Consider the following 7,879-nt stretch of genomic DNA (forward strand, 5'->3'; position numbering starts at 1 on the left):
AACGGAAAAGAATTTAGTGGTCACGAAGAACTGGCTCAAAAACTGGGGGTATCCTGTTACTTTGCCAATCCTTATCATTCCTGGGAGCGAGGACTAAACGAGCATACAAATGGAATGCTTCGACAGTTTTTTCCGAAAGGTACAAATTTTAAAATTCGGTCACCAGACGCGGTCAAAAAAGCCGTAAATTTACTCAACGATCGTCCTCGAAAATCTCTTGACTATCGAACTCCTTCTGAGGTATTTTATAGTCAGGGATCGGAGACCGTTGCATTTCAAACTTGAATTGGCGGACAATTGAAAGCAGTCAGTAAAAGATAACGTGTTGTATTATTTTTTTGCGATCCCATTTTTCCAGCTTTTCAACACTTCACAGTATGCTTCCTCGCTAAACGAAACATTTTTTTGATAAAGCTGCAAAGCAATAAGAGGGAAAGGCAGACCCCATTCTTTTTCGATTTTTACAAGATAAGGTTCGATGGGATTGCAGTAAGGACGATTCTGAAGAATCTTATCCATTTCTCGATATCCCCGCTGAATTGTTTTATGAAACCGTTCGGATTCAGATTTAACGTACGATAGTACTCTTTGCAATACATCTTCTTGGGATTTAGGATCGGATAGACTCATGCGGGCTGGCTTAAATTGCTTGAAGATAGATGACAAAATAACTGGCCAAAATATTTTTTCGTCAATCCCTAAAATCTGCATACGTGCAATGGTATGACGAGCGAGCAACTTAATAATTCGTTGTCGACCATTTTTTCCTGGTGGTGGTGCGCCATCTGCAACTAGAAAACACAAGGCTTTTGCACGATCTGTAATCACTCGTTCGCTTTCACGAACCATCTTGTCAGGCAAGCTATTGAACTGCGAATACTGTCGAACGATATCAACGATCGCAGCATACTCAGTCGTTTCAAAAATTGAGGAGACACCTTGTAAGATAGTTGCAACTCGTTCTGTTCCAATTACCGTTTCAGTAAATGGATTTTTTAAAGAGATTATTTTTCCCGTATCTGTATCGATTTCATGAGAAATAAATAGAGAATTAGAAAATTCTAGGAATCTTCCACACTTACACCCAGGCTTGCAGTTCGTTCCACAATTCCGATCGGTACCTAAATCGTAAAATAACTCGGTATGAGAACCACACTTTTTCGTTTTTTCTCGAAAGCCTCGAGCATTTTTTGATTCTTGGCTTTGTTGCCAAAAATTATCGTCGATTCCCAGACCAACTAGCCTTTCCTCTGAAATGCCAATATCACGCCAAGCTTCATAGGTTTCAGAATCAGCAGGTAGCTGGTTTCCTTCTAACTCGCCTCCAGCAAAGTAAGAAACCCACAGGCGATCGCGATCGATTTTCAAAACTTCTGTCGCGAGTTTCCACATATTACAAATCGTCAATTTCTTGACACCCTGTCCAAATACAAAGGCTCCTGGCATTTCAAACAAACTCAAGTGGGTCTCATCACGACCTGCACTATCTAAGTCAAAGTGTCGAAAACAATCCTGAACGAGAACGAATTTGCCCTCCGATCGCAACTGGCTACGAGCTAAGGACATTTCAACCTGCACGAGTCCCGCGCTCATAACAAACGACATTGGAATTGACGGATGGATCATCGGCGCTCTTGGTAATACTTGGAAGCCAAGCGCCTGATAGTATTGAAGAAAGCGCTGACGAATCCTATAAGTACTATTCCATTGAGATGAGTTGTGACATAAATGTTGACTGGATAATATGTCCTGCACGTTCTTATATTGTGTTGAGGTTTCTCTGTCTGACGGTTTCAACATATGTGTGTTTTTAATCTTAAGCGAATTTCAAGATAGATTAAGATATGCGATCTGCACTGAGTATACGATCGAACAAATATATTTTATACAAACAAAAGTTGTATTTCGATGGATTTTAATTTTTCTTGATGTTTTCGGGATTAACAGCTTAAACTCAAGCAACAATTTATTTAATGCAATTTTGACCGAGTTTAGCTCGATCTGGGTAAAAGCTAAACCCCATATTCTTTATTCATTATAAAGCTGACTTTTGAGATGTGGTATAAAAAAATGTGAACTACTGTTTTTTGCTTTTTATAACATTTTATTAAGAAAGTTTTACAATGTTATATTTCTCAATCGATTTAAAAAACAGCGAGAGAAGCCATCTCTCGCCGTCGTACAAAACCAAAATTCCAAGTTACGGGTTCTAGAAACTCACCGAAAACGCGCCGAGTAACGTTTGCAAATTCTCCGCCACCGTATAGTTAATGTGATGCGCCCAAGGCAAACTATCGACGACCATGCCCAAACACAACAGCATCATATAGAGAATCGAATACTTAAAGAGCGATCGCGCCACATCGCGATTTTCAGGATCGCCCAAAAGCTGACGGGCTTTCTTTACAAACGGAATCCCCAACAGTACCGCAACCGCCGCATACACCGCACCGCAAACGCCGAGGGGATACACCAACGCCGCCGTCGAAGCCAACATCAACCAGGTGTACAGCCAAATTTGCTTCGCCGTCACCTCGTTTCCTTCTACCACCGGTAACATGGGAACGCCGACTTCGGAATACTCATCGCGAATGTAAATCGCCAACGCCCAAAAATGCGGCGGCGTCCACAAAAACACGATGAGAAACAACATCCACGCCGCCCAACTGAGATCGCCCGTTACCGCAGCCCAACCCACCAGCGGCGGAATCGCACCCGCCGCACCGCCGATGACGATGTTCTGAACCGTGTGGCGTTTTAGCCAGTGGGTGTAAACCAACACGTAGAAGACGATTCCCGACTGGGCGAGGAACGCCGCCGTTAGATTAGCCACCGTCGCCAGAATGACAAACGAGAGCGTGGCTAAAGTTCCGGCGAAAATCAGGGCGTGACTGGGACGCACGCGCCCGGAGGGTAACGGCCGCAGACTCGTCCGTTCCATAATGCGATCGATATCGCGATCGTATAGACAGTTAATGGTGTTGGCGGCGGCGGCGGCGAGCCATCCTCCGATTAACGTCGCGCACAACAGCAGCGGATCGACTTGACCCTTGGCCGCGAGGAACGTTCCCGCAGCAGTGGTGACGAGGAGTAAAACGATAATGCGCGGTTTGGTGAGTTGGTAGTAGCTATAGAAAACTTGGAATAAATTGCTGTGATGCCGTTCTGTCGTTGAAGTGATGAGATTCTGCATGAATGGGGAAGCAATTGAGAATTGACAATTGAGACTTGATAACGGAGAAGGCGAGGCAGATTCTGGTGTTTTGTGGATTGTCGTTAAATCTTTACAACTCGGGCGTCTCGAAAGGCGAGGACGGTAAACGCCACGAGGGAACCTAACAGCAATGCGCCGATAGCTTGGTGCGATACGGTGAGGGGTTCGACTTGCAGTCGCAGATAGAATGTTGCCACCCCCAAACCGATTTGTAGGAACACGAGTCCGCCAGAGAGTTTTGCTAGGATTCGTAGGGGTTGACTTAAGGCTGGCGTTCGTAGCGCCCATACCACCAAGGCGAGAACGGTGACAGTTGGCGGAACGACGCCGATAATGTGACTGTTCATCACCGCACAGAGATTTTTGTAACTCAGGCATTGGTGTAACACCCACTGAGACGCTACGAGTGCGCCGATGAGACTTTGTAGGTACACCAGAATCGCCCCAGTTAGCGAGACCCAGCGCAGGGATTTTGCGGTTCCCGTACCTCGGTAGGGCAGTAAGGCGACGCCCATCGAAACAACGGTGATGAAGAAGAGGAGGGCGGTTCCTAAGTGCGCGGTTACGATGTCGAATCGCAACAGTTCGGTGACGGTGAGACCGCCGAGAATGCCTTGAAATACGATGAGTCCGAGGGTGACGAGGGACATCCAGGGCAGCCAGCTGGGAAGTTCTCGCCGCCACCACCAGCTTTTGCCGGCGAGGACGATCGCCATTAAGCCAATCAGCGAGGCGTCTAGCCGGTGGAACCATTCGAGGAAGACTTGCAGGTTCATTTGCGCTGTGGGAACGAGCTGTCCGTAGCACAGCGGCCAGTCGGGACAGGCTAAACCGGCGTTGGCGACGCGGGTGGCACTGCCGATCGCCATCAGGACGACGGTAGCGATCGCGATTTTCCAGATGAGACGGCGCACGCGGACGATCGCTTGCGAGGGATTATCGGCAGTCTGGGTAGTCGGAGATGAGTTCAGGATGGAATGTGCCATCGATGTTTCGATTCGATCGAACGTCAGGGGTCGGGAAGCGGTTTGGCAAACGGGAATCGATCGAGGGGGCGATCGATGTTTTCTGGATTTCGAGAGCGAGATTTTCCCCTCGTGCAGTCGTTTGACTGCGAACTCGCATTAGTTTTACCTTAGAGCCTTTCTCTTTTCAAAGAACAGGAGTTTTAGAAATGTTTTAGATTGCTAACATTTTGTTAAGCTGTGTGATTTTTTTGAAAGTATTCCTTTGAAGTAAAATTTAAAACAATATAAAATATGGGCAGTCACCATCGGAGTCATTGAATTTTAGGCATTTTTTGACATTTCTTGACATCAAAGGCGAAAAGTGGATCGAAATCCGTAATACCGTTTACAATTTGAATAATTCATGTATTACTAGGTATCGATTAATGAGTTCAAAAAACTCGAAACGCTAAGATTTTCCAAAAAGAATCTAAAGATTTATCAATTTCGTCACAGCATTAAAAAAGCTGTTTTACTGTGTAACAGAGAGGCTCGGGCTGTTAGCTGGCCCAGCCAGCCAGTCACAGCTTGCGGACTGAAAAGCCGTTGGTCTCAACTCGATCGCGAGTACCACAAGAGGAAACGATACTACGTGAAACTACCCACTTCCATTAACACGCTCATCGCTGGCATCCTCATCACCCTGATCAGTCTGTGGTACGGACAGAATCACGGCTGGATGCCATTAGCCGCCTCTGAGGAAGCCCCCTTAGTCGATGGATTGTTCAACACCATGATGACCATCGCCACGGGGCTGTTTCTCCTCATTCAAGGGGCGATCGTCATTTCCATTATTAGATTTCGCCAAAAACCGGGAGACAACACCGACGGACCGGCCATCGAAGGTAATATCGGCTTAGAAATCGTCTGGACGGCGATTCCGGTGGTCATCGTCCTGGTGTTGTCGGTCTACAGCTTCGAGGTTTACAACGAAATGGGAGGACTCGATCCCGCCGCCTCGAGAGACCCCGGCCCTCAGAAAACCGCCGTCGCGCCAGGTTCGGCTATGGCGGCGACACTTCCAGAGGGGGACGGCGAACAGTTAGCCCTCGGAGTCGGGGCGTCTCCGGCGACCCAAGGCCGCAACGCCGAACTGGCCGTCGATGTCCTCGGACTCCAATACGCCTGGATTTTTACCTACCCCGACAGCGGCGTCGTCTCTGGAGAACTCCACGTTCCCGCCGGACGAGAAATCCAACTCAACATTGCCGCCCAGGATGTAATTCATGCCTTTTGGGTGCCTCAGTTTCGCTTGAAACAAGACGCCATTCCCGGCCGCCAAACCGAACTGCGCTTTAAGCCGGAAGTGGCGGGAACCTATCCCCTGATTTGCGCCGAACTGTGCGGGGCGTATCACGGTGCGATGCGATCGCAAGTGGTCGTTCACCCCCCAGAAGAGTTCGAGGAATGGTTGCAATCGCAAATCGCCCAACAAGCTGAAGAGACGCCGACGGTGGCCGCCGCGTTACCGTCAGAGAGCGATCGCCTGCAAGCCCGTACTGCCGATTGGAACGTCACCTCAGACACCCTCGCCTCTCTTCACACCCATCATAGTTTTTAGAGAGTTTGTAGAGAACGAATTGGGGCAAATCATTAACCGATAACTGTAAGTTGGGTTTCGTTCCTCAGCCCAACCTACCCTCAAAAACTGCGCGAAACTTCACGACTTCACGTATGACCACGACGACACCCCTCGAATCGAATCCAACACCGCCAAGTGGCGAACCCGAACACAACGAGCGTCACTGGAAAGACTTCTTCGGTTTCAGTACCGATCACAAAGTCATCGCCATTCAATACTTCGTCACGAGCTTCGTATTTTATCTAATTGCCGGGGCAATGGCGACGGGCATTCGTATCGAACTCGCCACGCCGAACCCCGACTTTTTGGGATACGACAACTATAACGGCGTACTGACCCTGCACGGCACGATGATGATCTTTTTATGGATCGTTCCGGCCGGTGCAGCCTTTGCCAACTATCTGATTCCACTGCAAATCGGTGCCAAAGACATGGCGTTTCCCGTCCTCAACGGCATCGCCTTTTGGTTGGTTCCCCCCGGCGGTTTGCTGTTGTTGACCAGTCTGTTAATCGACAATCCCCCCGTGGCAGGATGGACATCTTATCCGCCGCTGAGTTTAATTAGCGGACAGGTGGGAGAAATGATGTGGATTCTCAGCGTTTTGCTGTTGGGAACTTCATCGATTTTAGGGGGGATTAACTTCGTCACCACCATTTTCAATATGCGGATTAAGGAGATGTCGATTTACGATATGCCCTTATTCTGCTGGGCGATGTTAGCCACGTCGCTGTTAATTTTGGTTTCGACGCCCGTATTAGCTGGGGCGTTGATTCTGCTGAGTTTCGACCTGATTGCCGGAACGGCCTTTTTCAATCCCACCGGCGGCGGCGATCCGATCGTGTACCAGCATATGTTTTGGTTTTACTCGCACCCGGCAGTTTACATTATGATTTTGCCGGTGTTCGGGTTGATTTCAGAAGTGATCCCCGTTCACGCTCGCAAACCGATTTTCGGGTACAAAGCGATCGCCTATTCCAGTATCGCGATCGCCTTTTTGGGCAATATCGTCTGGGCGCACCATATGTTCACCAGTGGCACGCCGGGATGGTTGCGCGTGTTCTTCATGGCCGCGACGATGGTGATCGCCGTTCCCACCGGAATCAAAGTCTTTAGTTGGGTGGCGACGATGTGGGGTGGAAAGCTTCGCCTCAACAGTGCCATGTTGTTCGCTGTGGGCTTCGTGTCGATGTTCCTCGTCGGCGGACTCAGCGGCGTCATGGTCGCCTCAGTTCCCTTCGACATCCACGTTCACGATACCTATTTCATCGTCGCACACTTCCATTACGTCCTGTTTGGCGGTAGCGTCTTCGGCATTTACGCGGGAATTTACCACTGGTTCCCGAAAATGGTGGGACGGATGCTGAACGAGTTTTGGGGAAAAGTCCATTTCGTCCTCACCTTTGTCGGCTTCAACTTGGCGTTTTTCCCGATGCACATTTTGGGATTGCAGGGAATGCCCCGTCGGGTGGTGCAGTACGATCCCGAACTAACCTCGCTCAACCAGCTTTGTACAGTGGGGTCGATTATTCTGGCAATTTCGACAGTCCCGTTTTTGATTAACGCCGTGTGGGCTTGGTTTTGGGCTCCGAAAGCCAGTGCCAATCCTTGGAACGCGTTGACGTTGGAGTGGCAAACCAGCTCGCCGCCGATTATCGAAAACTTCGAGGAAGAACCGGTGTTGTGGTCGGGCCCTTACGATTACGGGATCGATCGCGAACCGAAAGACGAACAGTCCGTTTCCGAATTATTGGCGGAGGTCAAAGCGGAACTGTAAGGCATTGTATTCAGAAACCGGCGATCGCCGGTTGGGGTTGTCGGTTTCGCGTCGATGTCTTGAAACTGAGTCAAAACTTACGCGTTCGCACCATTTGTAGGATGGGCAACACCCACCGATCTCTACATTTAGTGAGAATTAACCTTAAATTGCGTAAGTTCTATCCAGATTCTTCGCAGTACTCCAGCCATAGCTGAAAGCTTGGCTGGTGGTGTAGCGAAGCGCGACCGAGGGGAGTAACCTACAAAAGATTTGCTACAGTTTAGATATGCTAAACATGACGTGGGAATTTAAGCTAGAG

General features: G+C 48.8%; 6 protein-coding genes. 3 read left to right on the forward strand and 3 right to left on the reverse strand.

What is annotated here, in order from left to right; genetic code table 11:
• Nucleotides 1-285: IS30 family transposase (locus POG22_RS21805; protein ID WP_498907102.1), on the forward strand; the 285-nt coding region annotated here is incomplete at its 5' end.
• A gap of 45 nt (nt 286-330) precedes the next feature.
• Here the strand turns inward: POG22_RS21805 and POG22_RS21810 are convergent.
• The 3 genes from POG22_RS21810 to POG22_RS21820 all read right to left on the reverse strand — a co-directional run bounded on the left by POG22_RS21810 (nt 331) and on the right by POG22_RS21820 (nt 4,200).
• Nucleotides 331-1,800: an alanine--tRNA ligase-related protein gene (locus POG22_RS21810; protein WP_498907103.1), complete on the reverse strand. Its 1,470-nt coding sequence runs from the start codon at nt 1,798-1,800 to the stop codon at nt 331-333.
• Between the two features lie 409 nt (nt 1,801-2,209).
• Complete coding sequence (locus tag POG22_RS21815) at nt 2,210-3,193, reverse strand: heme o synthase (protein ID WP_498907104.1); 984 nt, start codon at nt 3,191-3,193, stop codon at nt 2,210-2,212.
• Between the two features lie 83 nt (nt 3,194-3,276).
• Entirely contained in the window at nt 3,277-4,200 is a 924-nt protein-coding gene (locus tag POG22_RS21820) for a COX15/CtaA family protein (protein WP_498907105.1), read from the reverse strand.
• 613 nt (nt 4,201-4,813) lie between these two features.
• Between POG22_RS21820 and POG22_RS21825 the strand changes: the two genes are divergently transcribed.
• Together POG22_RS21825 and ctaD are read left to right on the forward strand one after the other, a co-directional pair.
• The gene (locus POG22_RS21825; protein WP_498907106.1) at nt 4,814-5,782 is read left to right on the forward strand and encodes a cytochrome c oxidase subunit II; all 969 of its coding nucleotides are present in this window, start codon (nt 4,814-4,816) and stop codon (nt 5,780-5,782) included.
• A 113-nt stretch (nt 5,783-5,895) separates the two neighbouring features.
• The gene (ctaD, locus tag POG22_RS21830; RefSeq protein WP_498907107.1) at nt 5,896-7,578 is read left to right on the forward strand and encodes a cytochrome c oxidase subunit I; all 1,683 of its coding nucleotides are present in this window, start codon (nt 5,896-5,898) and stop codon (nt 7,576-7,578) included.
• The last annotated feature ends 301 nt before the right edge of the window (nt 7,579-7,879 follow it).

The sequence above is a fragment of the Geitlerinema sp. CS-897 genome, from assembly GCF_028368005.1.
In the GTDB taxonomy this organism is placed as follows: Bacteria; Cyanobacteriota; Cyanobacteriia; order Cyanobacteriales; family Geitlerinemataceae; genus Baaleninema; species Baaleninema simplex.